Origin of the sequence: Halobacillus sp. ACCC02827 (assembly GCF_030291935.1) — a bacterium.
GTDB lineage: Bacteria > Bacillota > Bacilli > Bacillales > Halobacillaceae > Halobacillus.
This window is the reverse complement of the sequence record NZ_CP128168.1, coordinates 1983160-2006580: the sequence shown is the minus strand read 5'-3', so window position 1 is coordinate 2006580 and position 23421 is coordinate 1983160. Positions and strand designations below refer to the sequence as shown.

Below are 23421 nucleotides of genomic sequence, written 5' to 3'. Positions count from 1 at the left end.
CCTTTTTTAAACACAAAAAAACTGCATTCCATGGGAATGCAGTCCAACAATCGAAAAGAAAAGCCAAAAAAGAAGTCTGATCGCGAGAGTCAGGCTGCACTTCCCCACGCTAGTATTATCTAGTTCGGGTGCTAAGGGTCGGATAAACCTCTCAGCCGCAAATGCAGCTCCCCCAGTGCAAGTTCCATGTTATGCAGTTGTCTTGGATGCCTTCATCTTAGCGAATATTTTAATTTTTGTAAATGGTTGTTTTTCTTGAAACGTATGCAGGGGTCCGGTCGTAGAATGTAGTAGTATAAAATTTCCATAAAGGAGAGATGGTATGAGCAATCAGCAATCCCTTCGATTCACGTCAAAGAAAAGCAAGTGGTTATCCGTCTTCTTGGTTCTGGTAATGGGAGTGGTACTTATTGATGCGATAGGCGGACTGGAGTGGGGGGTATTTATGATTCCCGGCCTTTCGAATTCTTACATTGCCAAGGTGATCTTTGCAGTTGTTATAAGTGCGCTCGTCGGCTGGATATATTTTGGGACACGATATATCATCGATCACGAGGAGTTGAAAATCGTCTACGGTCCTTTCCGGAAGCGTGTACCGCTTGACCAAATCAGGAGAGTGGAGGAAGTGAAGGATATACTTCAGGCACCTGCCCTTTCCTTTGACCGCCTGGAAATTCACTATGGAACAGCGGAGTCCATTAAAGTATCCCCGAAAAATAAATCGCTGTTTCTGAAGGAGATTGGGAGTAGATGAGAAAGTACGGAGCACTTTCATGAATATATACAAAAAACAGGAGACAGCTAAGGGAAAGTGGGATTCCTTTTTTAAGGATAACTGGGACAGTCCATATATGATCGTATCAAGCGGGATCTACGATTGCAGGAAGTTAGATGGGTTCACATATGTGGGGGAAAAAGCAGAAATTATCGGTCTCATCACATACGTGGAGAGTGAGGAGGAAGTGGAAATCGTATCTCTGGACAGGTTGAGGGAAGGAAGAGGGATAGGTTCTCTTCTGATTGATAGAGTCGAGAGTGTAGCAGATGGTCGAAGGATTAAGGTAATCACGACGAATGAAAATATTCATGCTATCCGTTTCTATCAGCGCAGAGGCTTCCGATTGAAGTCCGTCGTTAGAGGAGCGGTTGAAAAAGCGAGATTAGTAAAACCATCCATCCCCCGCTTTTCTTCTACAGGGATACCAATTTTGGATGAAATCGTTTTGGTGAAAGGAGATGGGGAAGGTGAGTGAAATGACTCTGGTGAAGCCTGCCTTGAAGTGGAAGGATGCTTACATAAATTATTATAAGGAATGGCTGGAAAGTGGAGAAACGATGATACCATGGGTCATAGAGAAAGATCCGTATGCTTTTGACGAGATGATAGAATTCCTGGAAAATAATGAACGAGGAGTCTATCTTCCTCCCGGGTGGGTACCGGACACCACCTATTGGATGATGGATAAACAAGAACGAATAATCGGTGTTACCAACATACGCCACAAATTGACAGATCGTCTGAGAAAAGAAGGCGGTCATATAGGATATGGTATCCGACCTTCGGAAAGAAGGAATGGTTATGCAACGACATTACTGCGCCTTTCATTGGAGAAAGCCTGGGAAATGAAGATAACGGATGTCCTTGTCGTATGTGATCAGTGGAATACAGGGTCCTGGAAAGCTATTTTGAAAAATGGGGGGAAGGAAGACCAAGACTTCGTGGAAGAGGACGGCAACGTAGTCAAGCGGTTTTGGATAAGCAGAAAATAAAAAGAAAGCAGGCCGGTGAATAAGGTCTGCTTTCTTATATGGTTATAATTTAATAAGTTTAATTTTGTAGGATTGTTCCCCGTCATTGAGGGCGATATATGGGACTCTTTCAAAGGGGAAATACTCAATTGCCCGTGGAATAATCTCCATCTTATCAAAGAGCTCCTTACTGCTTATCAAGTCATGGAGGTCAACGTGGAATTCTTTCCCGCTGACAGAGGAAAACCTGGCGGAACCATAGCCTTCTTCCAACATATGTTTCAAAATATCCATGGAATGCTCCTTACAACGAAAAGAATAGATGTAACTACTCTTATACTTTCCCGATATAATTTTTCTCAAACCTACCCATAAAAAGATCCAGGAACCTGCAGGTTCCTGGATCTTTTTTGCGTTTAATAATATGGGGAGATCATTAGGTAAACAATGACGCCTGTCAGGCTGACATAGAGCCAGAGGGGCATCGTCCAGCGGGCAATCTTCCTGTGTTTGTCGACGCGCATGGAAAGCCCCCGGAATAGTGTAACAAGTGCTAATGGTACGATCAGCGCTGCAAGAACGATATGGGTGATCAGGATGAAGTAATAGATAGGTACGATTATTCCTTCCCCACCAAAATGAGTAGACTCAGCCATCGAATGGTAGGTCAGGTAAGAAATTAAGAACAATGCTGTTGTTGTGAAAGCGGCGAAAATGAACCGTTTATGCCATTTAATATTCTTTCGAATAATCATAAACAACGCTGCCAATAGAAAAACGAACGTAAAGGAATTAAAAACTGCATTTAATAGAGGAAGCAGTGTAATATCAAAACCTGTATCGCCTTCTATTTCAGGTACAAATAATAGTGCCACAACAATGGCGTTAATGACAATTGAAAGCCCCACGACCCAAGGGACGTAATTGAAATCTTTTTTAATCTCCATGTGAAATTCACCATCTCTCTTTAAGTTGTCCAATCTAAGTATATTAAAAAAAACCGAGAAATTCACTAATGAAGATACAGCTGTCGTGACAAAAATAGTAACTTTATGGGTTCTCTGTGTAGAAATTTCTGAAAATAATGATTGTAAAACGCTTACAAAGGCATTATACTATCACTAAACCGATTTACTAAACCGATTTATTAAACTTAAAAGAAAGAGTCGATGTATAAAATGACAGTGACAATAGCCGATGTGGCAAAGCATGCAGATGTATCGAAGAGCACGGTTTCTCAATATTTGAATAAACGCTACACGTACATGGGGGAAAAGACAAAGGAAAGAATTGAAGCTTCGATTCAGGAGCTTGGTTACCAGCCTAATATCGTAGCGCGGAGTTTAAAGCAGAAATCCACAAAGACAATAGGTGTCATTGTAGCGAATATCCTGCACACATTTACTACAGAAGTAACAAGAGCGATCGAAGACTATTGCCACGGGGAAGATTTCCATACGATTATTTGTAACGCAGATGATGATCCTGTCAAAGAAAGACATTATATTGAAATGCTGCGGGCGAAGCAGGTGGATGGGCTGATCATTTTCCCTACAGGGAACAATCTTAGCTTGTATAGACAAATGAAGGACGCTTCGTACCCTGTCGTGTTTCTCGACCGCACGATAACCGACGTCCACATTCCGACCGTATCGCTTGATAATCGAAAAGCATCCAAACTTGCGGTCGACCACCTAGTAGAAGAAGGGTATGAGCGGATCGCTGTTATTACGACATCCATCCTTGAGCATATTTCTACTAGGATAGATAGAATCGAAGGTTACAAAGAAGCGATGAGTAACCATGGCATCGCGGTTTCAGAAGATTATATTGTCAGCGCTGAACCTCAGGGCCTGACAGACCAATTGGAAGAGCTGTTGAGATTGGATACACCTCCGGATGCTCTCCTGGCCGGTAACGACCTCGTTTTGATCGAAATTTTGAAATATGCCAAAAGGAAGAATGTGGTTATACCGGATGAATTGGCGTTGATAGGAATTGACGATGTTTCCTTCGCAGGATTTTACTCTCCGGCCATTACCACCGTTGCTCAACCAACTTTTAAAATGGGGAAAAAGGCCGCGGAACTGCTTCTCAATCAAATTACTAAAAAAGAGATACGGGAGTCTGATCTTCGGTTCCAGCCGACTTTGATGATCCGAGACTCTCTAAAGAAGGGGAAAGGAGATGGTGATGGGAAATGAAAGATGTTGCGACGATAGGAGATGCAATGATTACATTTGACCCTTTGAAAAAAGGACCGCTGAGGAATGTTCATACGTTTGAGCGTAAAGCAGGGGGCGCTGAGTTTAACTTCGCCATTGGCTGCGCAAGACTTGGGCTTGAAACTGCTTGGATCAGCCGACTTGGAAAGGATGAATTCGGAAAGTATATTCGCAATTTTGCAAGAGGGGAAGGAATTGACGTATCAGAAGTGAAGCTTGTGGACGGACACCCTACCTCCATTAATTTCAAGGAGATCAAAGAGGATGGAAGTGGCAGCACGTTCTATTACAGGAGTGATTCCCCTACACAGACACTCACAGAACAGACGTTCAATATGGATTTCATCCGCGATACGAAGGTGCTCCACATAACAGGAGTATTTGCTGCGATCAACCCGGCAAAAAACATAAGATTGTTGAAGCGGGTGATTACATATGCCAAAGATCATGGGGCATTAATTTCCTTCGACCCGAATATCCGTTTGAAGCTATGGAGCAGAGAAGAAGCAAAAGAGTCCTTAAAGGAGTTGCTGCCTTATGTAGATATCATGCTTACCGGTGTCGAAGAGGCGGAACTGTTATTTGGAGTGACGGACCCACGTGATATTGCCGCTGCGTGTACCGCTTATGGAATAACTACTGTGGCTGTAAAACACGGAGATTTAGGTGCTTATGCGTTTAAAGATAATCAATCCGCTACTATGCCTGCCGTACCTCCAGCCAAAGTGGTTGATACGGTAGGCGCCGGGGATGGATTTGATGCCGGCTTCATTTATGGTCTGCTTCAAGGATGGTCCTTGGACCGAACGTTAGCATTTGCTAATACCATTGGATCCATGGTGGTAAGTGTACACGGGGATAATGAAGGACTGCCTGAATTGGAAGATGTATTTGTTCAGCTTGGAGAGAAAGAAATGATAGAGAGGTAGGGGAGCTTATGAAGTTACAGCTTGCATTGGATAGAATGACCAAAGAAAATTGCATCGATCTTATCGAAGAAACGAAGGCATACGTGGACTGGATTGAAGTCGGGACAGGTGTCATTAAAGAGTACGGTGTTTCTTTTCTCGCTGAATTAAAAGCCGCGTATCCTGAATCGACTTTGGTTGCAGATATGAAAACATGTGATGCCGGCAAGCACGAGTCGGAACAAGCTTTCAGGGCAGGTGCAGATGTCACTACGGTTATGGCCTTTTCTGCGGATCAAACAATTAAGGATTCTCTTCTAATGGCAGAAATATACGGAAAGCGAGTCATGGTCGACCTGTTAAATGTTCAAAATGAAACCAGGCTGAAAGAGCTGTCGAACCTTGGTGTCGACTTGGTTGGTCTTCATTATGGAAAAGATATGCAGAAAAAGAAGGGCGCGGAGATGGATGAGTTATTTTCGTTAGTTAAAGAGTATCCAGACTTTGATATAGCGGTAGCTGGTGGGATAAGCATAGATAAAATAAAGACCTTGTCCGAGTACGAACCGCAAATCGTCATTGTGGGCAGTGCACTAACGAAAGCAGAGAATCCAAAAGCGGAAGCGGAAGCTATAAAGGGGGCGATGAAGGTTGAAGGAAATTATTGTTGAGGTAGCCAAGGAAGTCACGGATGTGCTTCGTAAGATAAATGAGGACCAAGCCTTGAAACTTGCAGCGGAATTAGGCAAAGCAAATCGGATATTCGTGACGGGAGAAGGCCGGTCGGGTTTGATGGGAAAAGCGTTTGCGATGAGGCTTATGCATGGAGGATTTGAAGTGTATGTAACCGGGGAAACAATTACTCCAACTATCGAAAAAGGGGATCTTCTTATTGCTATAACTGGTTCCGGTACGACCTCAGGTCTTGTCCAATATATGGAAACGGCGGCTGGAGCAGGAGCGAGAACCGCTGTTGTTACTACGAATTCGGATGCGCCAATTCTGGATAAGTGCGATACATATGTTCTTGTTCCTGCAGCGACGAAGAGAAGAAACGCGGGTGAACCGGAAACCATTCAGCCTCTTGGTAACCAGTTTGATCAATCCGTCCACCTCTTTTTGGATGCTGTGGTTATACAGGTAGTGGGTGGCGATCAAGAAGAAATGGCGGCAAGACACGCCAATTTAGAATAGGAGGGGAAACTGTGCAGGAAGAGATCTTAAATAAGCTGTGCCTGACTCCTGTCATCAGAGGGGTAGAACGAGATAAGATTGTTCCCATTACGGAAGCCTTGCTTGGAGGTGGTATAAAAGCAGTGGAGATTACGGCAGAGACACCTGGAGCGGCAGCCATGATAGCTGATGTGAAGAAAGAGTTCGGAACTAGGATGCTGGTTGGTGCTGGTACGGTGCTTGATCCAGAAACGGCGAAGGAAATGATTGCTTCAGGAGCAGAATTCATCGTATCTCCGGGATTGAACATCGACACAATAAAGCTTACCCACCGATACCGGAAACTATGTGTTCCGGGAGTCCTCACTCCAACGGAAATCAGCCAGGCGCTAACGTACGGAGTTGCAATGGTTAAAGTATTTCCAGCGCATGTTATGGGCCCGCAATATATTAAAAGTCTAAAAGGTCCGTTCCCTGACATTAAAGTTATGGCTACAGGGGGGATTCATCTCGGGAATATGGAGGAATATTTGACAAGCGGCGCGGATGCTGTCGGGATTGGAAGCCAGTTGGTCCGACCCTCTGCCTATCAAAAGACCGAAGATTACACGTTGTTGGAACAGTTAACCGAGGATTATGTCTCGATGGTGAAGAAAAAAATAAATCTATCTTTTTCTACTATGTAAGCGCATCCAATAGGAGGAGGACAATTAATGAAGAAATTACTAATGGCTTTTTGTTCTTTTGCAATCATCGCTTTTGTCTCAGCAGGCTGCAGCAATGGTGAAGCTAAGAATTCTTCCGGAGAAGGAAGCATCAAGATCGTAGCCGCTCATAACCAAACATCTCCGGAAAACCCTTATCAAATTGGGATGGAAGCTTTCAAAGAAACGGCTGAAAGTGCAGGCGCGGGAATTGAAGTAGAAGTTCATGCAGGCACATTGGGAACAAGTGAATCAGAGTTGGTGGAGAAATTAAAACTTGGCGGAGCAGATATCGTTCTTGTTTCTCCCGGCTTTATGTCTAAAACGGGAATTGAAGAGATTGACCTTTTTGCAGTACCCTATGTATTTAAAAATTATGACCATTGGGAAAAGGTAGTTGACGGTTCCATAGGAAAGGAAATGGCCGATATCATCAATGAGAAATCAAAGAATGATTTTAAATTGCTGGGATATTGGTCGGCGGGTGTACGACATTACTATGGAAAGAAACCTCTTAAAACAATCGAAGACATTAAGGGCATGAAATATCGAACACAGACCTCCGGTGCAGTAGCGGATTATTGGGAACAGGTCGGCGCGGTTCCTACGTCTGTGGCATGGGGAGAGCTGTACCAGGGAATGCAGCAGGGCGTTGTGGATGCGGCTGAAAACTCCTATCCGTATTTCGTGCAGCAAAATCATCACAAAGTAGATAATGGTAAATATATTACTGAAACAGCCCATGACTATACGACACGTTTTCTTTTGATTAACGGTAAAAAGTTCGATAACTATTCAGAAGAGCAGAAGAAAGCAGTCTTAGAAGCTGCCGAAGCATCCGTAAAGGCAGAAAGAGAAGCGGTAAATGCCCAGGAAGAAGAGTATAAGGAGCAGGCAGTAAAAGATGGGGCGGAAGTGAACGAAATTGATCGCCAACCATTCATGGATGCGGCTGAACCGATCCAAAAGGAGACGGCGGATAAAGTTGGTGCGCAGGATATCCTTAAGCAAATCAAAGAATTGGAATAGAAAGGAAGGGAGCCGGCCGATCCCGGCTTCCTAATTTCATCAGGGAGGCCAAGTGTAGATGATAAAACTACTGGAAAGAGTCCAACTGACCATCGGTGTTGTGTTCCTTCTTACTTTCTTCGTTACGATTGTCATTCAAGTAGTCACTCGATTTATGGGCATTTCCGCTATATGGACCGAAGAGCTCGCTACGTACTCCTTCATATGGTCTGTATTCATGGGGGCTGGTGTCATGGTGAACCGGAGGGAACATTTTCAGTTTGATTTCTTATTAAGGAAAGCAAAAGGGAAATACAAAAACGTTCTGTATTTGATTAATGATCTTATCATTCTATTATTCAGTACAGCTATCGTATATTTTGGATGGCAGGCAGCCGTCAGCTTCTGGGATTATGAATGGGTATCTATAGAGGCTATGAAAATGGGCTATGTGTGGATTTCCGTTCCTGTTATGGGAGCTACGATGGCAGTTTACACGCTTGGCCACGTTATTAAAAACATTAAGGAATTCTCCAAAGAGGAGGCAGCACTATGATCGGTCCATTATTAGTCGGCATTTTTATTTTATTGATGGTCATAGGGATTCCCATCGCTTTCGTCATTGGAATCGTTGCTCTCGTGGGCATATTTAATATCCCTTATATTCCTGAAGTCACCATCCCGGTTAAAATGTTCAACGGCTTGGATTCATTTGTCCTGCTGGCAGTTCCCTTGTTCATCCTTGCAGCGAATCTAATGAACAGTGGAAAGATATCCCAGAAACTCATTGATTTTTCTTTGTCCATGGTCGGGCATATAAAGGGTGGACTGGCCCATGCCAACATCCTTGTATCTATGTTGTTCGCCGGGGTGTCTGGAGCTTCCCAGGCAGACACAGCAGGAGTTGGGAAAATTTTAATTCCCAATATGAAAAAGCAGGGGTATGATACCGGTACGGCTGTCGGAGTTACTGCAGCCTCTTCTACTATTGGAGTTATCATCCCGCCCAGCATTCCTATGATTATATACGCTGGACTTACGAATGTTTCTGTAGGTGCTCTATTCCTGGCGGGCATTATCCCGGGGATCCTCGTAGGCATTTCCATGATGGTCATTGTTTATTTCCTGGCTTTAAAGAAAGGATACCCGACCTATCAAAAAGCCTCAATATCAAATTTCTTCAAGCAGTTTTTTGATGCGGTCCCGGCATTAATGACTCCTGTCATCTTGATTGGAGGGATCATCACAGGCATCTTTACAGCTACAGAAGCAGCAGCTTTCGCCTCTATTTATACGGTTATCGTGGGGATGTTTTATTACAAGACATTGAAAATCAAGGATTTTCCTAAAATTCTTGTTGATACACTTACATTAAGTTCCCTTTCCTTGTTTGCGTTAGCAGCTGCAAATGCGCTTGGAGAATTGATGAGTTATTACCAGTTGTCCACTTGGGCGGAGCAATTCTTCGCAAACAACATTGACAGCAAGTGGGTCTTCCTGTTAATTGTTATCGCTTTCTTTTTATTTGTTGGAACATTTATGGATGCCATACCTGCCATGATTCTGTTTATCCCTGTCCTGCTTCCCGTGGCATTGACTTTCGATGTAAGTCCGGTACTGCTGGGGATCGTTACCGTTATGACGCTTGCTGTAGGATTGGTTACCCCGCCTTACGGACTATGTCTCCTACTAGCTGCGAAGATCGGAAAGCTGCCTGTGGAGCGTTCGTTCAAAGCAGTTATTCCTTATATAGCAGTGGTGGTTGTCGTGTTGTTATTCGTGGCATTTCTACCTGACATCGCCTTTTATCTGCCGGAAAAGATGAGCCCTGACATCTTCTCCGGTCAATAAATACTGACAACAAAAGAGTAAGGATTATAAAACCGCGATATTCTTCCATATTTGGAGGAGGTCGCGGTATTTTTTACTATGTACATTTAAAAAAGGAAATTATAAATACCTATAAATTCATACTGTATGAGTCATTGGCCGTCTCCGGTTCAGATATTAACTAATACGATATGACTGTAGTTCTTATTTATGGCGAACGGAGGTTAAAAGAATGGCGAGTTGTTCCGATTGTTTTGATTGTTTCAATACGGATACTACGGTATCTTGTGATTTTGTTAAGGATAAAGTCTGCGTAGGATGGAGCATGCCGCAGGGAGTCAACCAAGATATATATGTGACAAGTGGAGTGAACGTTTTTAGTTCCGGTTTCGTTGCGTATGACTCTGGTGCTGCCGAGTTTATCAGCGTCACTTTTTATAATGATGGAACGCAGGTAGGCACGTCTTTAATTGTATATGCGGGGGGCAGTGTAAGCTTTACCGCAACGAACTTTACGCGCATTGAAGTCACTGTACCTGATAGCGAAGAAGGAGATATTTCCTCCGGGTTAGTTTGTTTGACGCCGCGTTATCAAGTCAATTGTGATGCAGTGTAAAAAATTCCGGCTATGGGCAGGAATTCTTACTATTATGGAAGGGAGAAACAGAGTAATGGCTATAAACTTTTATGATGGAAGTGGAGATTGTGTCCGCGGTTTAAGAGGACCTGAAGGCCCGGCAGGTCCGGCAGGTCCACAGGGAGAGGCAGGTCCGGCAGGTCCACAGGGAGAAACAGGCCCGGCAGGTCCACAGGGAGAGGCAGGTCCGGCAGGTCCACAGGGAGAAACAGGCCCGGCAGGTCCACAGGGAGAAACAGGCCCGGCAGGTCCACAGGGAGAGGCAGGTCCGGCAGGTCCGCAGGGAGAAACAGGCCCGGCAGGTCCACAGGGAGAAACAGGTCCGGCAGGTCCACAGGGGGAGGCAGGCCCGCAAGGAGAAGTAGGACCCGCTGGTCCAGCAGGTCCTGTTGTTACGGAAACATCTGGATTCGCGGCTAATACAGAAGGAGCTCTAATTGCTGTGGTACTTGGAGGAACAACCGTTCCATTACCGAACTCACAGAATGTAAAAAATATCACAGTAGATCCTACAGACACGGTATTTACTATCACACTTTCCGGGCGTTATTATTTGTCCTACAAAGTAAATACAACAGCTGCATTACTATTGGGAGCAAGACTTACGGTCAATGGTACTCCATTGGAAGCCTCTGAGACCAACCCTGTGTTAAGTGTCAGCAGTTTTAATGCGGATATTATAGTATCCCTGGATGTGGGAGACACGATTAGCCTTGAATTATTCGGCCTCCTGGGTGCAGCAACTTTGCAGGATGGTCAAGGAGCTACTCTTACAATCATCCGTATTGATGACGAATTAGTATAACGAGAAGTATTTCGCCAGCTTCTTTTAAGAATTAGGGGAGCCGGCAAATGCTTCTTGTAATACGCATAGAAATATACGCACGTATTAACAGATGGGTACAGGTGGGGGAGTACATGGAAGAGGAATGTCTTCTCTAGGTGAACATAGTGCTCCCCTTATAGCTGCTGTTCGGTCACCGAAGGCTTTCATGTGATGGGAGATACATAAGGATAGATGGATATCCAGACATACGCATCCATTTTCTTCTGCAGGGATGACGTATGCGTTGGGAAGAAATTCAGTAACATATCCCTCGAATTTGCAACCATCCGGTGCACATAGATAGTACGTCTCTTCTATTTCTACGGGGAAGGTACAGGGGGTAACGACGTCACCAGCACGATCATAAATATCTACGGTAACGTGTGTGCGGAAAGCTGCTGAAATTTTATTAAGCAGAACCCGGCTTCCGTCCCTCAAAGGGAAAGAGCGCTGTTCGGATGTTTTCTCAATCTGCCAGTAGAACGTATCTGGACCAGCAGACGTTAGGATAGTTCCTTCTGCGGTGGTTAAATAACAGGGGAGCTCCCTCCGTTGAAACTCGCGAGCCGGGGAGCCGGCGGAGTAAGAAATATCCAAGGTCAAAGTCCCCTTGCATCCTTGCCCATAAGGATCTGGAAGAATGGTGATCGATTCTAAATGATCCTTTTCAGCCAGGTGCGTATCCCCGGAAGCGAGGGAAGCCTCTTCCCTTCCATTGACTAATATAGTCAGCTCACAGTTCCCGGTGCATGTATGGGTTACAGCATAACAGCTTTCTACAGCATTAAGTCCGACGGTTGTATAAATGGGCGAAGGGTCTTCTGAATCATTTCTTACATAATAAGGAATACAAATACACTCTTCTGCTTCGGAAGTGGAATTAGGAACGAGTACGCGGCGCACCAATTCTTTACATGTACGGGTTTCCATCCAGTCATATACTTCTTTAACACGAACGCAGGTTGATTCCATCTCTTTCATACCCCGCCCTCCTCCAAAAGTCACTTGTTTTGATAACGTATGTGCGAATGCCCAGATCGGTGAACTATTTTTTGCTGTATTTACACATACGGCGCCGGTTTGTTTAGAAAGTGGAAAGCATGCCGAAAATATCGCTGCGATTGCTCCCTGAGGTTGCGGGGAGATGGGTAGAAAAGGTGGAAATGTTCTAGATCATAGTCAGAATTGTTGTATAATGTGGGAAAAGGATAAGAGGAGGAGGACACATGGACCCGTTCGATGTCATTGGGAATTTACATAATATCAAGCCTGTCTTCCAACCGGTGATTGGAGCAATCGATCATGATGTGATCGGATATGAGGTATTGGGACGTATCCAGGATGAAGACCGCTGGAAGTCATTGGGCCCTTTTTTCCAAGATGAAGATGTGCCGGAAGAATTCAAAGAGGAAGTCGATCAACACCTGTTGAAACTTGCAATGGACGAGATGTTGGAGAAGGAGAAGGACGGAATGCTGTTCATCAACCGGAATGCCAGCCAGCTCCTCGTGAACGATGGAGAAGCTCTTCTGGAGACGCTTCTTTTGTATGACCAAAAAGGTTTTCACTTGAACAGGGTCGTGATTGAAGTGACGGAGCATGATTTTGATGAAGATTTCGAAACGCTCGGTCACCTTCTCCTATATTACAAGACGTACGGTATTCAAGTAGCCGTAGACCACGTCGGAGCAAAAAGTTCGAACATTGACCGAATCCGTCAATTAGAGCCGCATATTCTTAAAATAGATTCAGGCATTATCCGTAAGCATAACGGGGACGAATTCCAGGATGTCATGTTTTCCTTGTCTATGCTGGCCCACAGGATAGGAGCAGCCCTCTTATTTGAAAACATAGAGGATGATTTCCAGCTTTATTTCGCATGGAAAAATGGGAGCAGGTACTACCAAGGGTATTACTTAGCGTATCCGTCGTTTGACCTTGTTGAAAAGGAGTCACTGGCTGTCGATCTGTCCGAAAAGGTAAAAAGATATGTCCATAGACAGCGCACACTTATAGAAGAACGGCTGCTATTTGTAAGGCAATGGGAAGAAAAGGTGAAAGGACTGCTGGTAAAATGGGAGGGCCCTAAAAAAGCGGATACTTTCATTGCAGAAGTGACGGATCTTTTTGATGAGGAGAGTTTTCGGATGTTCGTTTGTAATGGAGAAGGGCAGCAAGTATCTGCCAACTTTCGGAAGCGTGACGATGAATGGCAGATGGAGCCGCACAAAAAAGGATCTAACTGGGCTTTTCGTCCATATTTCCTTGAGAACGTTATGCGTATGAAGGCTTGGAATACCGGGCTGTTGTCCGACCTTTATTCCGATATTGAAACGAAGGAAATGGTTCGTACCTTTAGTTTTCCGCTTACGGACACTCATTTTCTCTTCATCGATTTACGCTATGCTTATCTCTATAATCATGAGTGTTTACTGCAATGACGTCCATCACTTTTCATCCAATGACGAAGAAGCTGGCGATAGAATCTCTTTGTTTCGCTTATGAGCCGCCCTATGATTTTTATAATGTATCTGTAAACGAAGAAAATGTGAAGGAGCGTTTGGATGGAAGCTATGTGGCAGCGTTTGTAGGGGAGGACCTCATCGGCTTCTATTGTACTGGTCCGAGTGCCCGCGTCCCCGCTGGGTATCCTTTTGGAGCCTATGAGCGCCGTTGTACGGATATTGGAGTAGGGTTGAAGCCGTCCTGGACGGGACAGGGAAAAGGAACACCGTTTTTCAAAGCTGTACTGGATGAGGTGGAAAAAGACTCCGAAAGCTGTCTGCGTCTATCTGTTGCCACGTTTAACAGGCGTGCCATCCGTCTTTATTCACGGATGGGTTTTCGGGCAGATCAAGCCTTCTATAGTGGTCCGGACAAGTTTATAACTATGATCAGAGAAGCGACTGGAAAGAAGGAATAAGGCGGGTGAAAGATATTCTTTTTTAAGGGGTGTTACTTTGAATCCGGTAATGGTGGATGTGAAAGAGAAGTTAGAAACGGATCGGTTAATCTTAAGGATACCTGAACCAGGGGACGGGGCTGAGATCAATGCGTCGATTCGCAGATCAATAGAGGAACTGCGTCCTTGGCTTGGTTTCGTGCAGCTGCTTCCCACAGTAGAAGAAACAGAAGCGAACGCGCGCGAATCCCGTGCGAAATTCTACCTTCGCACAAACCTCCGGTACCTTCTGTTTGAGAAAGAAAGCGGCAGCTATGTCGGGACGTGTGGATTCCACAGGATCAATTGGAATGTCCCGGCAGTAGAGATCGGGTACTGGTTGGATAAGCAGGCAACAGGTAAAGGGTACATGAGGGAAGCGGTATCGGTGCTGACAGATTATGCATTCAGAGGATTACATTGTGCACGGGTGGAAATACGGTGCGAGTCCGGCAATCGACGGAGCAGAGCTGTCCCGGAAGGGCTGGGGTTTGATCTTGAAGGGATCTTAAGGAATGAAGACAAATCTGTTGATGGATCGAAACTTACGGATACGTGTGTGTACGCAAAGGTGAAGACCGATGTATGACGTCACCATCATTGGTGCCGGTGTATGTGCTGCCTTCCTTGCTTGTCGTCTGGCACAGAAAAGAAACCCTTTATCCATCAAAATAATAGATAAAGGAAAACCTCTTGCCAATCGTTTTTGTGGGTCGGAGATTGGACAATCGTGTACGTGCGGTCAGTTATGCGATCGTTATTTCGGCTTTGGCGGTCTCGGAAAATCCGAAGGGAAATTCAATTATACCAATGCTTTTGGAGGAGAACTGTATAAAAAAATCGGCTCCAGAAAAGCGATGGAATACATGAAGGCTGTTGATGACATTCTTTGTGATTATGGTGGGGACGTGAAGAGGATCTATCACACGTGGAATAAGGAATTGGCAGCAGAAGCGCGTGAACACTCCCTGGAGATGCTGACCACCTCTGTCCGGCACTTGGGAACAAAAGTATCAAAACGTGTTTTTCAGAACATGTTTGAAACCTTGAAGAAATCCATCAGCTTCTCTTTCCAGACCGATGTATATGAGGTCACGTCGAATGAGAACGTTTTTCTTCTCCGCACGAGTGAAGGGATCATCCGAACAAAAAAGGTGATTTTCGCAACAGGAAAAAGCGGGAGTGACTGGATGCTCAATCAGGCAGCGGAACTAGGATTAAAATCTTCGAAAACAAGGCTTGATCTCGGGCTTAGAGTGGAGATGAAGCGTGGCCAGCTAGACAGCATTCTGGATCGCACATTTGAAACAAAATGGAGGATAGCAGCGGACGAATGGGAGGCTACGACCTACTGCATGAACCCGGACGGAAGGATTATTAGAAAGTTTCAGCACGGATGGACGATGGCAGATGGGCAGAATCAATACGAGGGAGGCGGTCCGAGCGGCAATTTAAATTTCACCCTTTTCGTTCCTCAGTATTTCCATACATACGAAGCTGCTATGAAAGCAGCATCCAGGGTGCTGGGAGGAATTAATCGAAAGGATGAAAGAATTCTCGTCCAGCGGCTCGGGGATCTTCGGCAGAACAAACCAACGTCAACATTGACTTACAACCGGGTCAAACCTTCCCTTGCGGCGGACCCTGGTTTTCTTAAAGATGAAGTTCCCGATCTTTATATTTCAGCGATGGAAACGCTGCTCCGAAGGTTAGAGAATTGGACTGGTGTAACTATGGATGAGGATACCCTTCTTTATGGAATGGATGCTAAATTTTATGAACCGAAAATGTCGACAGACCGCTGCTTTGAAACGGAGATTTCCGGACTTTATCTGGCTGGAGACTGCTCTGGCGAAACGCATTCTCTCTCCCAGGCAGCTGCCTCCGGTGTACACATCGCGGATGTGATTTCAAAACAATTAAGCCCATGAAAAACGGTACCTTTAATCAGTAATCCTATAAGAAAAGCGGGAATGAGAAAGGGAAATCAAAACACCTCTCATCAATAAAATGAGAGGTGTTTTGATTTAAAATGGATTGGTTGCCCATTGAAGCGATTGTTTAATGAAGATACGCTGCTCCAGTTTCAACTGGGAAATAATGAATTCTGCCAGGTCTTCCGGCTGCATGAATTTGTCTTCGTTCTTCTCCTCCAGCTCGTCACCAAAGACAAGTTCTGTTGCGACAAGACTCGGGTTCATGGTGAAGACGCGAATGTTATGGCGGCGAACTTCCTGCATTAATGCTTCCGTCATCCCCTGGACAGCGAATTTAGAAGCGCTGTAGGAAGTTGAACCTGCTGTGGCTTTGAGACCGTTGCTGGATGAGATCGTGATGACATCTCCCTTATTCTTATCCACCATGTGAGGAAGGACGGCTCTAGTGACATGGTAAGTACCATAGACATTTACTTCAAACGTCCGTTTCCACTCTTCAGGCTCCAGCTCAAGGAACGATCCGTTCAAGCCGATCCCCGCGTTATTAATAAGGATGTCCGCTTTTCCCAAATCTGCCTCCAATGTTGCTACGGCTTTATTGACCGCTTGGATGTCCGAAATATCTACCGGAGCTGTGACGGCTTTAACACCATACTTCGCGGCTTCCTTAGCCACCTCATGGAGAGAACTCTCCGTTCGGGCCATCAAGCCAAGGTGAACACCCTCTTCTGCCAGTGCCAAAGCAGTGGCCTTACCAATCCCTCTTCCTGCACCGGTTATGTACGCAATTTTATTACTTATCTGTTGTGCCATATTCATCCTCCTTTCTTTTGATTTTACGACGTATACAGCCTTCTTGCAAAAAGGAAGCACGATAAAAAATCATTCCCACACATTTACTATACATAAAAAAATTATGGTCAACAAAAGCGTACCTGAAAAACAACTCAGGGAATCGAAAAGAATAATGTAAAGTTACCTTGACGTAAAGGTAACTTTACATTATTCTTTTTATAGAAAGGGCGGTAGGGTAATTGTGAAAAATCATTTAGTAGCCTATAGAAAAAAACATCAATTATCACAGGATCGTCTGGCAGAAAAGTTAGGGGTTTCCAGACAGACGATTATATCCATCGAGAAAGGAAGATATGATCCGTCCCTGCCTTTAGCATTTAAAATTGCACGTATTTTTCAGGCTGCCATTGAAGATATATTTATTTTTGAGGAGGAAAAATAATGGATTATTATCCACTGGCGTATAAAGTAGCAGGTGGACTATTCAGTGTACAGGCGCTGTTCTTCATTCTTATATCTGTTCTTGCAGGAACGCTGTCGTCCATGCCTGCTTATTTAATGGTATCGATGGCGGTCATGAGTTTTTCCATGGCGTATCTGCACCCACAGTTCAAACAGAAGGACGAGCGTATGCAACTGATTCGTTATAAAGGATTGTTCTATTCTTTTTTTGCCATGCTTATCTATATGTTTGCTTTACTTACGCTGCTGGAAGCAGGAGTTAACCTTACGGCCTCCATGGTCATCCAGATGTTGATTGCGTTGAATATTTGTACAGTATTCCTTTCCTGGGTAATTCTATCCAAAAAGATGTAAAGGAGGGATTGGAGATGGAATGGTTTTTTCCGGTAGCCTTCCTCGTCACATTTGGAATTCTATATTGGACAGCTCGTCGAGAAACAACGAAGAACGCTTTATCTAAGAAAGGATTTATCAAAATTCTATCCATATCCGCCATTGTGTTTGCAGCGGTTGTCATATTCGTCAGTGTCTGGAATCGCTGACATCCAATGGTTCTGCTGATTTCCGTCCATTTAGACAAACTAAAGGGGAAGGGAGGTCATCTTATGGGTGAAAAGAAAAAGAACAAAAATAAGAAAGATCTTAACGCATTAAGAAGAGAAAAAGGGGAGACAAACGATACAGGAAAACAAAATCCATATCGTTAAAGGGAAAAACGTCCGGAATTTCCGGGCGTTTTTTTGTGCGTATTTATAAAACATCTTCCAGGGCGCTCTTGGAAGGTTCCATACTGATTCTTATCGGGTGGGCCTTTTTTCTCGTGAATGTATTATTACTGGTTTATTTCTACCAAAGTATGGCTATTTATAACTAAAATATTCCTTTTATAAATATTAACCCAAATATTTGGGTTAATATGGTTAAGGTTTTATTAAATTCTGTGAGAGAGGGTTGAGAACATGCACAAGAGGTATTTGCTTATTCTAATGACTGTCTTGGCTTTTTTCCTTGCTGCCTGTGGCTCGTCTGAAGAAACCGGTTCTTCAGATAACCAGGACACAGCAGCAGAAGAAAAGAAAAAAGACGAAGGTGAAGAAAAAGAAAAGAAAGAGGAGAAAGAGGAGAAAGCAACAGATGAGGAGGAAGCTTCGCCCAATGGGGGGGAAGTTATGACAGATAATATCACCGAACAATCAGAAGGCGATGTTGAAGTGCTATATACGAATGAAGATCCTGGTTTCAAAAACGATATGGACGGATTCATTGTGTCTGTAGAGAAGTATCAGGTCCTGAAAGTCACGGACATGAACGATGACATGTACATAGAATTCGATGATCAAAACGACGGCTATGTTGTCGTTGCGGAAGTGAAAGTGAACAATACGAAAGATAAAGCGATGTATTATCCGAGTTTTCTAAGGCTCCAAGGGATGAACTCGACAGATTTTCTTACCTCTTCCCGAACTTTCGTAAGAGATGAGTATCCAAAGTCGGAAGTGGAAGAGGAAACCTCTAAATACGCTGCAGGGGAAGAAGTAACAGGTCTGGTTACATTCACAATGACCAACGATCAATTCGATGTGCTCCAAAGTGTTAAACCGAAGTTGGTGATCGAAGGGGGAGCTGCGGATAATAGCAGCTTCAGCGATTCTTACAAAGGAAACGAAACATTTGATTTCGTATACGGTGAACAACAAAAAGAAGAAGTAGAAGCGGAATCTAATCTATATCCGGACGAGTTGACAACAGGAAACCTTGCGAATAAGACGATGATATTTGAAGAAGAGGGTATCGACGAATCCAAGCAGCTTGGGGATGTCCAAGTGACACTGGATGGCGTCCAGTATGCTGAGATCGTACCGACTGCTGGTAATGAAGCGAGGTTCTCGAACTTTGGTGACGCGGGCATGGTTGCGCTCACCATCAAGCTCTCGTTGGATAATCAATCCGATCAACCTGTGAGTATATGGAATTTAGGGTCTAGAGTAAATGTAGATGACGGCCGGGCTTCCGTGCTTTCACAAGGCATGGTTGAACCATCCGATCCGCAAGCCGTTGAAGCGGGAGAATCCGGAGAGAAATACCACGTCTTTCTTTTCAGAAAAGACGATTTTGAATCTTACGGGTCTTTCCAACTTGAATTCGGTCCGTTCATCGCTGATGATGGTGAAAAAATGTACAAAGGGGAAACGGTCACGTTCGACCTTCCAAGATAGAATATAAACAAACTTAATGAATAGTGTCGTGAGTAAACGAGCCTCTCTAACGAAAGAGGCTCGTTCTTTAAAAGGCATTATCCTTGATGAGTGATTCGCTTATATAGAAAATTTCATCCAATATTTTCAATAGATATTAAAATCAAATTACATATTGATAACCCACCTTTCTTTGTGGAGGGAACGCGTTAAAATGAGGCTGCAGGATACTATAAACTTCGTGCTAAAAGGAGAAGCAGCCAGTGAGAGTACAGACATTGATTCAATACACATCTATACAGGCTCCACTAAATATGGAAGAACAAAGGAGCATGGTGAAAGGGGTCACTGCCGATTCCCGTGCCATGGAGGAAGGATATGTGTTTGTGGCCGTGCCCGGATATAATTCGGATGGTCATGCTTTCATCAGCAACGCGATAGAAAAAGGAGCGGTCTTAGTTGTTGGAGAGAAGCCATTGGAAGGACTTCCGGTTCCTTATATCCAAGTGGATAATAGCCGGAAGTTCCTTGGTCAAGCAGCAGCTGCATTCTACGGATATCCGGCCGAGAAGAAGACAGTCATAGGAGTCACCGGAACAAACGGGAAAACGACAACCAGTCATATCCTAAAACATATTTGTGAACAGAATGGCTATACTTGCAGTTTGTTCGGCACGATCGACAATATTGTAAATGGTGAAACGCTTCCGGCCGATCAAACCACACCGGATGCACCCACTATACAAAAGCTGCTGGCAGAAAGTGAGGACGATCTAATTATTATGGAAGTGTCCTCTCATGGTCTGGAGCAGTATCGGCTGGAAGGCATCTCCTTTGATTATGCTGTCTTCACAAACCTCACCCATGACCACTTGGATTATCACAGGACAATGGAAGAATATTTTCAGGCGAAGTCGAAGTTGTTTACGATGCTGAAAAAGAATGGAGCAGCCATTATAAACACAGACGATCCGTGGGGAAGTAAGCTTGCCTCCTGTTTCGAAGATAAACCTTTGAAGACGATTGGTCAGGATCAAGGTTGTTCTCTGAAAATGGAAAGCCTTCTTGCAGCATCGTCCATGGTACTTCTTAGAGAAGAAAACCAGCATGTGGTCCTACCTTCACCATTGGAGGGGGAGCACAACTTATACAACACCGCCCAAGCCTATGCCGTAGCGAAAAGTCTTGACATTCCTACCGATGCTGTTTTGGAATCATTACAGCAGTTTGAGGGAATTAAAGGCAGGTTCGAAGTGATTCGGACGGATTTTGATGTAACGATCGTCATTGATTACGCTCATACAGCAGATAGTATCTCCCATACATTACAAGCGGTACGAGCTCAAGGGGCATCCTCTATATGTCACGTCTTCGGTTTTAGAGGAAACAGAGACGTATCTAAAAGGGAGAAAATGCTTCTTGCTTCTCTGAAACATGCGGATCGAACGGTATTGACGATGGATGATTTAAACGGTATTTCTGTAAGTGAAATGAAAGAAGAGGTGACCATGATCCAGGAAACTTTCGCAGGTGACCGAGGGACCTTTGTATCGGACAGAACGATCGCTATTGAGAATGCTGTACTGGAGGCTGATAGCGGTACATGGGTGGTTATCACCGGAAAAGGGCATGAGACCTACCAACAGGACTTCTGTTATTCCGTTCACTCCGATAGAGAAGCAGTGGATTATATCCTTGAAAAAAGGAAAATACGTGTTTGAAGCTTAAAAATAAATGAAGAAAAAACACAGCAGAATATTATCTGCTGTGTTTTTTCCATTTAACACCATTGGTAATAGTTCCGATTATTCCTACTCCGAGGAACAAGTAGGCAACGATTATAGACATTTCTTCTAGTTGGTTTGTCCATAATCGGTATAGGCCGACCATGACTAACAACAGGCTGCCAATAAGGCCGATGCCGCTTTTCATTTGTTTGTTCACGGCTCATCCCCCTTTAAACTTTCTTTAAAAATATCATACCATGGTATTTTCTGCACGATTTAAAAAAGAAGGTATGTAAATGCTAACTGGTATAGACAACTATATAAATGGATGATATCTTATTACTTGATAAAACGTTTTCATCAAGATTGAAGGAGGATTTACTATATGCTGAATTTTTTACAACGGATCGGAAAGTCGCTGATGTTTCCGATTGCCACCCTGCCTGCAGCAGCATTATTGGTCAGGCTTGGGATGGACGATATGTTTGGTATTCCATTTATGACTGCGGCAGGGAATGGAATACTGGAAAACCTTGCTCTCATTTTTGCGATAGGTATTGCCATGGGATTTGCGAAAGACGGTAGTGGGGCGGCAGCTCTGGCTGGCGCGGTCGGATACCTTGTACTGACAAACGGGATCACCGCCATCAATGATACGATCGATATGGGAGTGTTTGCCGGAGTAATCGCAGGAGTCATTGCTGGATTATTGTATAACCGCTTTAATGATGTTAAATTCCCTGAATTTTTATCATTCTTCGGCGGAAAACGGTTTGTTCCGATCATTACATCCCTCGTCATGGTCATTTTATCGTTCGTACTCGGATATTTGTGGGTATATCCACAATATGCGCTTGATGCGGCGACCGGCTGGATCTTAAACGCCGGAGAAATTGGTGCTGGTGTTTATGGCGTTTTGAACCGTCTGCTCATTCCTGTCGGTCTGCATCACGTTATCAATACATTTATATGGTTTGATTTCGGTACATTCACAACGGCGGCGGATGCCGTGGTTCATGGTGAAATCAATCGTTTTCTCAACGGGGATCCGAATGCGGGCTATTTCCTTGCCGGCTTCTTCCCAATTATGATGTTCGGCCTTCCGGCTGCATGTCTTGCCATGTATATGGCTGCAAAGAAGCACAGGAAAGCAGCTGTCGGTGGGATGCTCTTAAGTATCGCCCTTACATCTTTCCTGACCGGGGTTACAGAACCGATTGAATTTTCGTTCATGTTCCTCTCCCCCCTTCTTTATGTCGTCCACTCGATCTTAACAGGGGTAGCTATGGCGTTAGCCTACGCGTTTGACATCCGTCACGGTTTTGGATTTTCTGCCGGATTGATTGATTTTGCACTTAACTACAACATTGCAGAAAACCCGGTTTCTTTGATCTTGATCGGATTAATCATGTTCGTCCTGTATTTCGTATTGTTCTATTTCCTAATTGTAAAACTGGACTTAAAGACACCTGGACGGGAAGACGAAGAGGATATTATGGAGGAAGAACAGGAAGAGAACGCCTACGATAAGAAGGCAGCCCGATATCTTCATGCACTCGGTGGGCCAGATAACATCGTCTCGCTCGATTATTGCACGACTCGACTGCGCCTGCAGATGACAGATCGGGAAGTAGTGGATGAGCAGGCATTAAGACGATTGGGTTCCAAAGGAGTCATGAAAGTCGGTAAAACGAATGTACAAGTTGTTGTTGGCACAACGGTCGAATTCTTGGCATCCGCCATGCAGAAACAAATAGAGACCGGCTTGCTTCCTTTATCGGATTCTGAAAAGGAAAAGGCCGGAACGATGGAACAGGTTGAATCCGAAGGTTATACACTGGAGTCCGATGAATTTCAGATGCCTGTGGATGGAAAGATTCTGCCGCTGACCGAAGTTCCCGACCAGGTTTTTGCTCAAGGTATGATGGGGCAGGGATTTGCTGTGGATCCGGCAGGGGATGTTTTCTGCTCGCCCGTCGACGGAGAAGTAGTTCAAGTTTTCCCGACGAAACACGCCGTCGGAATCGTAATGAATAACGGATTAGAGATTCTCATTCATGTAGGGCTGGATACGGTCAAACTGGAAGGGAGAGGGTTTGAAAGTCTCGTAAATGCCGGGCAGAAAGTGAAGAAAGGAACGCCGCTGCTTCGTGTTGATTTAAATTATGTCTCTAAGCACGCACCTTCTCTAATTACACCGATTATATTTACGAATTTAAAAGAGGAATCATTCCAGCTTTTAGCTACGGAGGATAAGATGCAGGGAGACAAAGGTCTTCTATCGATAAAGTAAGGGAGGATAAT

The 23421-nt window shown here is 44.4% G+C and carries 28 protein-coding genes and 1 riboswitch; of the genes, 23 read left to right on the top strand and 5 right to left on the bottom strand.

Going from position 1 to position 23421, the window contains the following annotated elements; translation table 11 throughout:
- Positions 1–84: 84 nt before the first annotated feature.
- Positions 85–184, bottom strand: a riboswitch (TPP riboswitch).
- Positions 185–322: 138 nt separating this feature from the next.
- From QRD89_RS10720 to QRD89_RS10710, 3 genes are read left to right on the top strand one after another with little or no spacing between them, the layout of a single operon-like run.
- Positions 323–754: a PH domain-containing protein gene (locus QRD89_RS10720; protein ID WP_008639781.1), complete on the top strand. Its 432-nt coding sequence runs from the start codon at positions 323–325 to the stop codon at positions 752–754.
- A 19-nt stretch (positions 755–773) separates the two neighbouring features.
- The gene (locus QRD89_RS10715; RefSeq protein ID WP_286095231.1) at positions 774–1253 is read left to right on the top strand and encodes a GNAT family N-acetyltransferase; all 480 of its coding nucleotides are present in this window, start codon (positions 774–776) and stop codon (positions 1251–1253) included.
- Position 1254: 1 nt separating this feature from the next.
- The gene (locus QRD89_RS10710; protein WP_286096879.1) at positions 1255–1770 is read left to right on the top strand and encodes a GNAT family N-acetyltransferase; all 516 of its coding nucleotides are present in this window, start codon (positions 1255–1257) and stop codon (positions 1768–1770) included.
- 42 nt (positions 1771–1812) lie between these two features.
- On the opposite strand, the gene QRD89_RS10705 is transcribed toward QRD89_RS10710, so the two are convergent.
- Positions 1813–2043, bottom strand: a complete 231-nt coding sequence (locus QRD89_RS10705; protein WP_026577295.1) for a hypothetical protein — start codon at positions 2041–2043, stop codon at positions 1813–1815.
- Positions 2044–2165: 122 nt separating this feature from the next.
- Positions 2166–2696 carry a DUF420 domain-containing protein gene (locus QRD89_RS10700; protein WP_026577296.1) on the bottom strand — a complete coding sequence of 177 codons (531 nt, stop codon included), beginning with the start codon at positions 2694–2696 and terminating at the stop codon, positions 2166–2168.
- Positions 2697–2927: 231 nt separating this feature from the next.
- On the opposite strand from QRD89_RS10700, the gene QRD89_RS10695 reads away from it, so the two are divergent.
- From QRD89_RS10695 to QRD89_RS10650, 10 genes are all read left to right on the top strand, one after another.
- Positions 2928–3953 (top strand): LacI family DNA-binding transcriptional regulator, encoded by a 1026-nt coding sequence (locus QRD89_RS10695; protein ID WP_008639795.1) that lies wholly within the window; start codon positions 2928–2930, stop codon positions 3951–3953.
- Positions 3950–4903, top strand: a complete 954-nt coding sequence (locus QRD89_RS10690; RefSeq protein ID WP_286095230.1) for a sugar kinase — start codon at positions 3950–3952, stop codon at positions 4901–4903. The genes QRD89_RS10695 and QRD89_RS10690 overlap by 4 nt, the downstream gene beginning before the upstream one ends.
- An 8-nt stretch (positions 4904–4911) precedes the next feature.
- On the top strand, positions 4912–5553 hold the full coding sequence (hxlA, locus tag QRD89_RS10685) for a 3-hexulose-6-phosphate synthase (RefSeq protein ID WP_008639797.1): 642 nt from the start codon (positions 4912–4914) through the stop codon (positions 5551–5553).
- Positions 5534–6076: a 6-phospho-3-hexuloisomerase gene (hxlB, locus tag QRD89_RS10680; RefSeq protein WP_286095229.1), complete on the top strand. Its 543-nt coding sequence runs from the start codon at positions 5534–5536 to the stop codon at positions 6074–6076. Before hxlA ends, hxlB begins: the two co-directional genes overlap by 20 nt.
- Positions 6077–6087: 11 nt before the next feature.
- Positions 6088–6741, top strand: coding sequence for a bifunctional 4-hydroxy-2-oxoglutarate aldolase/2-dehydro-3-deoxy-phosphogluconate aldolase (locus tag QRD89_RS10675; protein WP_286095228.1), 654 nt, complete (start codon positions 6088–6090; stop codon positions 6739–6741).
- 27 nt (positions 6742–6768) lie between these two features.
- The gene (locus QRD89_RS10670) at positions 6769–7788 is read left to right on the top strand and encodes a TRAP transporter substrate-binding protein (protein WP_286095226.1); all 1020 of its coding nucleotides are present in this window, start codon (positions 6769–6771) and stop codon (positions 7786–7788) included.
- A gap of 58 nt (positions 7789–7846) precedes the next feature.
- Positions 7847–8323 (top strand): TRAP transporter small permease, encoded by a 477-nt coding sequence (locus tag QRD89_RS10665; protein WP_008639802.1) that lies wholly within the window; start codon positions 7847–7849, stop codon positions 8321–8323.
- A complete protein-coding gene (locus QRD89_RS10660) occupies positions 8320–9618 on the top strand; it encodes a TRAP transporter large permease (protein WP_035387985.1) in 1299 nt (432 codons plus the stop codon). The genes QRD89_RS10665 and QRD89_RS10660 overlap by 4 nt, the downstream gene beginning before the upstream one ends.
- 211 nt (positions 9619–9829) lie before the next feature.
- Positions 9830–10213: an S-Ena type endospore appendage gene (locus QRD89_RS10655; RefSeq protein ID WP_286095225.1), complete on the top strand. Its 384-nt coding sequence runs from the start codon at positions 9830–9832 to the stop codon at positions 10211–10213.
- Between the two features lie 55 nt (positions 10214–10268).
- Entirely contained in the window at positions 10269–11039 is a 771-nt protein-coding gene (locus tag QRD89_RS10650; RefSeq protein ID WP_286095224.1) for a BclA C-terminal domain-containing protein, read from the top strand.
- Between the two features lie 84 nt (positions 11040–11123).
- On the opposite strand, the gene QRD89_RS10645 is transcribed toward QRD89_RS10650, so the two are convergent.
- Positions 11124–12041: a hypothetical protein gene (locus QRD89_RS10645; RefSeq protein WP_286095223.1), complete on the bottom strand. Its 918-nt coding sequence runs from the start codon at positions 12039–12041 to the stop codon at positions 11124–11126.
- 245 nt (positions 12042–12286) lie between these two features.
- Between QRD89_RS10645 and QRD89_RS10640 the strand changes: the two genes are divergently transcribed.
- Genes QRD89_RS10640 through QRD89_RS10625 form a run of 4 tightly spaced genes read left to right on the top strand, consistent with a single transcriptional unit; the run spans position 12287 to position 15932 of the window.
- A complete protein-coding gene (locus QRD89_RS10640; RefSeq protein ID WP_286095222.1) occupies positions 12287–13501 on the top strand; it encodes an EAL domain-containing protein in 1215 nt (404 codons plus the stop codon).
- Positions 13498–13983, top strand: a complete 486-nt coding sequence (locus QRD89_RS10635; protein WP_286095221.1) for a GNAT family N-acetyltransferase — start codon at positions 13498–13500, stop codon at positions 13981–13983. The genes QRD89_RS10640 and QRD89_RS10635 overlap by 4 nt, the downstream gene beginning before the upstream one ends.
- A gap of 37 nt (positions 13984–14020) precedes the next feature.
- Complete coding sequence (locus QRD89_RS10630; protein WP_286095220.1) at positions 14021–14590, top strand: GNAT family N-acetyltransferase; 570 nt, start codon at positions 14021–14023, stop codon at positions 14588–14590.
- The gene (locus tag QRD89_RS10625) at positions 14583–15932 is read left to right on the top strand and encodes an NAD(FAD)-utilizing dehydrogenase (RefSeq protein ID WP_286095219.1); all 1350 of its coding nucleotides are present in this window, start codon (positions 14583–14585) and stop codon (positions 15930–15932) included. Before QRD89_RS10630 ends, QRD89_RS10625 begins: the two co-directional genes overlap by 8 nt.
- Before the next feature lie 96 nt (positions 15933–16028).
- Here the strand turns inward: QRD89_RS10625 and QRD89_RS10620 are convergent, their stop codons facing one another.
- Positions 16029–16751 (bottom strand): 3-ketoacyl-ACP reductase, encoded by a 723-nt coding sequence (locus tag QRD89_RS10620; RefSeq protein ID WP_286095218.1) that lies wholly within the window; start codon positions 16749–16751, stop codon positions 16029–16031.
- 223 nt (positions 16752–16974) lie between these two features.
- On the opposite strand from QRD89_RS10620, the gene QRD89_RS10615 reads away from it, so the two are divergent.
- The 5 genes from QRD89_RS10615 (at position 16975) to QRD89_RS10595 (ending at position 21111) form a co-directional block, all read left to right on the top strand.
- The gene (locus QRD89_RS10615) at positions 16975–17175 is read left to right on the top strand and encodes a helix-turn-helix transcriptional regulator (protein ID WP_008639817.1); all 201 of its coding nucleotides are present in this window, start codon (positions 16975–16977) and stop codon (positions 17173–17175) included.
- On the top strand, positions 17175–17549 hold the full coding sequence (locus tag QRD89_RS10610; protein ID WP_286095217.1) for a permease: 375 nt from the start codon (positions 17175–17177) through the stop codon (positions 17547–17549). Before QRD89_RS10615 ends, QRD89_RS10610 begins: the two co-directional genes overlap by 1 nt.
- Before the next feature lie 14 nt (positions 17550–17563).
- Complete coding sequence (locus QRD89_RS10605; protein WP_161484898.1) at positions 17564–17737, top strand: hypothetical protein; 174 nt, start codon at positions 17564–17566, stop codon at positions 17735–17737.
- Positions 17738–18154: 417 nt separating this feature from the next.
- Positions 18155–19411 (top strand): DUF5068 domain-containing protein, encoded by a 1257-nt coding sequence (locus QRD89_RS10600; RefSeq protein ID WP_286095216.1) that lies wholly within the window; start codon positions 18155–18157, stop codon positions 19409–19411.
- Between the two features lie 242 nt (positions 19412–19653).
- On the top strand, positions 19654–21111 hold the full coding sequence (locus QRD89_RS10595; protein ID WP_286095215.1) for a UDP-N-acetylmuramoyl-L-alanyl-D-glutamate--2,6-diaminopimelate ligase: 1458 nt from the start codon (positions 19654–19656) through the stop codon (positions 21109–21111).
- A 37-nt stretch (positions 21112–21148) separates the two neighbouring features.
- On the opposite strand, the gene QRD89_RS10590 is transcribed toward QRD89_RS10595, so the two are convergent.
- Positions 21149–21334: a hypothetical protein gene (locus tag QRD89_RS10590; protein ID WP_026577307.1), complete on the bottom strand. Its 186-nt coding sequence runs from the start codon at positions 21332–21334 to the stop codon at positions 21149–21151.
- Positions 21335–21502: 168 nt separating this feature from the next.
- On the opposite strand from QRD89_RS10590, the gene nagE reads away from it, so the two are divergent.
- Entirely contained in the window at positions 21503–23410 is a 1908-nt protein-coding gene (gene nagE, locus QRD89_RS10585) for an N-acetylglucosamine-specific PTS transporter subunit IIBC (RefSeq protein WP_286095214.1), read from the top strand.
- The last annotated feature ends 11 nt before the right edge of the window (positions 23411–23421 follow it).

Coding starts and splice junctions, on each gene's coding strand:
- QRD89_RS10720 (WP_008639781.1), top strand. CDS start 323: ATGAGCAATCAGCAATCCCTTCGATTCACGTCAAAGAAAAGCAAGTGG.
- QRD89_RS10715 (WP_286095231.1), top strand. CDS start 774: ATGAATATATACAAAAAACAGGAGACAGCTAAGGGAAAGTGGGATTCC.
- QRD89_RS10710 (WP_286096879.1), top strand. CDS start 1,255: ATGACTCTGGTGAAGCCTGCCTTGAAGTGGAAGGATGCTTACATAAAT.
- QRD89_RS10705 (WP_026577295.1), bottom strand. CDS start 2,043: ATGGATATTTTGAAACATATGTTGGAAGAAGGCTATGGTTCCGCCAGG.
- QRD89_RS10700 (WP_026577296.1), bottom strand. CDS start 2,696: ATGGAGATTAAAAAAGATTTCAATTACGTCCCTTGGGTCGTGGGGCTT.
- QRD89_RS10695 (WP_008639795.1), top strand. CDS start 2,928: ATGACAGTGACAATAGCCGATGTGGCAAAGCATGCAGATGTATCGAAG.
- QRD89_RS10690 (WP_286095230.1), top strand. CDS start 3,950: ATGAAAGATGTTGCGACGATAGGAGATGCAATGATTACATTTGACCCT.
- hxlA (WP_008639797.1), top strand. CDS start 4,912: ATGAAGTTACAGCTTGCATTGGATAGAATGACCAAAGAAAATTGCATC.
- QRD89_RS10670 (WP_286095226.1), top strand. CDS start 6,769: ATGAAGAAATTACTAATGGCTTTTTGTTCTTTTGCAATCATCGCTTTT.
- QRD89_RS10665 (WP_008639802.1), top strand. CDS start 7,847: ATGATAAAACTACTGGAAAGAGTCCAACTGACCATCGGTGTTGTGTTC.
- QRD89_RS10660 (WP_035387985.1), top strand. CDS start 8,320: ATGATCGGTCCATTATTAGTCGGCATTTTTATTTTATTGATGGTCATA.
- QRD89_RS10655 (WP_286095225.1), top strand. CDS start 9,830: ATGGCGAGTTGTTCCGATTGTTTTGATTGTTTCAATACGGATACTACG.
- QRD89_RS10650 (WP_286095224.1), top strand. CDS start 10,269: ATGGCTATAAACTTTTATGATGGAAGTGGAGATTGTGTCCGCGGTTTA.
- QRD89_RS10645 (WP_286095223.1), bottom strand. CDS start 12,041: ATGAAAGAGATGGAATCAACCTGCGTTCGTGTTAAAGAAGTATATGAC.
- QRD89_RS10640 (WP_286095222.1), top strand. CDS start 12,287: ATGGACCCGTTCGATGTCATTGGGAATTTACATAATATCAAGCCTGTC.
- QRD89_RS10635 (WP_286095221.1), top strand. CDS start 13,498: ATGACGTCCATCACTTTTCATCCAATGACGAAGAAGCTGGCGATAGAA.
- QRD89_RS10625 (WP_286095219.1), top strand. CDS start 14,583: ATGTATGACGTCACCATCATTGGTGCCGGTGTATGTGCTGCCTTCCTT.
- QRD89_RS10620 (WP_286095218.1), bottom strand. CDS start 16,751: ATGGCACAACAGATAAGTAATAAAATTGCGTACATAACCGGTGCAGGA.
- QRD89_RS10610 (WP_286095217.1), top strand. CDS start 17,175: ATGGATTATTATCCACTGGCGTATAAAGTAGCAGGTGGACTATTCAGT.
- QRD89_RS10605 (WP_161484898.1), top strand. CDS start 17,564: ATGGAATGGTTTTTTCCGGTAGCCTTCCTCGTCACATTTGGAATTCTA.
- QRD89_RS10600 (WP_286095216.1), top strand. CDS start 18,155: ATGCACAAGAGGTATTTGCTTATTCTAATGACTGTCTTGGCTTTTTTC.
- nagE (WP_286095214.1), top strand. CDS start 21,503: ATGCTGAATTTTTTACAACGGATCGGAAAGTCGCTGATGTTTCCGATT.